Origin of the sequence: Streptomyces sp. NPDC051207 (genome assembly GCF_040682395.1) — a bacterium.
In the GTDB taxonomy this organism is placed as follows: domain Bacteria; phylum Actinomycetota; class Actinomycetes; order Streptomycetales; family Streptomycetaceae; genus Streptomyces.
Window position 1 is genome coordinate 1 of record NZ_JBFBAX010000089.1, and the last position, 1,040, is coordinate 1,040.

Genomic DNA, 1,040 nt, shown 5'->3' on the forward strand with positions numbered 1-1,040 from the left:
GCTGGTGGGTGGCCGCCGATGCCGGTGTGGGGTCGGTGGTAGTTGTACCAGTCCAGCCAGTCGGGAAACGCTGCCTGCCGTTGGGTGTCTGAGGTGTAGGGCCGGTGGTAGGCCCATTCCTCGAGCAGGGTGCGGTGGAAGCGTTCGACCTTGCCGTTGGTCTGCGGCCGCCAGGGCCTGGTCCAGCGGGGGCTGATGCCCAGGTCGTGGCAGGTGTCGCGCCAGGTGTTCTTGGTGTAGGCCCAGGCGTTGTCGGTCAGGACCCGCTCGATGGTGATGCCCTGCTGGGCGAACCAGGCGGTTGCTCGTCGCAGGAAGGCCGCGCAGGTCGCGGCCTTCTCGTCGGGCAGGTCCTCGGTGTAGGCGAGTCGGGTGTGGTCGTCCAGGGCGGTGTGCAGGCAGGCGTATCCGGTGCCGGTGCGGCGGTCCTGGTTGGCCCGGCCGGCTGCGCGGCCGAGGACCTTGTGGCCACCGCCGTCGGGGATGCGGCCGAGTTTCTTGACGTCGATGTGGACCAGTTCGCCGGGCCGGGCGCGTTCGTAGCGGCGGACGGGTTCGCCGGTGGCCCGGTCGGTGGCGGCCAGTGCGGGCAGGCCGTGCCGGACGATGATGCGGTGGGCGGTCGAAGCGGCGATACCGGCGCGGGCGGCCAGCCGTGCCGGTCCGATCCGGTGCGCGCGACGCAGCCGCACGACGTGCTGTTCTACCCCGGCTGGCGTCCGGAGCGGGCTGTGGTGCGGACGGCTGGAGCGGTCCTGCATGCCCGCCTCGCCCAGCTGCCGGTAGCGGCTCGCCCACCGGGCGGCGGTGGTGTGGCTGACCTGGAAGCGTTCCGCGGCCCGCCGCAGCGGCCAGCCGTCCTCCACGACACACCGGGCCAGACGCAACCTCCCGGTCGGCGTCAGCGGGGCATTACGGTGGGACACGAGGGCCTCCTGAGCTTCGGTGCAGATGTCGCAATCCACACCGAACCCAGAAGGCCCTCACCCGTTCAAGCACCCAGCACGCGTGTCACCAACGTCCCGGGACAGCACACCTAG

At 71.4% G+C, this 1,040-nt stretch carries 1 protein-coding gene; it reads right to left on the minus strand.

Annotated features, from left to right (window positions below):
• Positions 1-926: IS481 family transposase (locus tag AB0M97_RS30830; RefSeq protein ID WP_365964275.1), on the minus strand; the 926-nt coding region annotated here is incomplete at its 3' end.
• Positions 927-1,040: the final 114 nt, after the last annotated feature.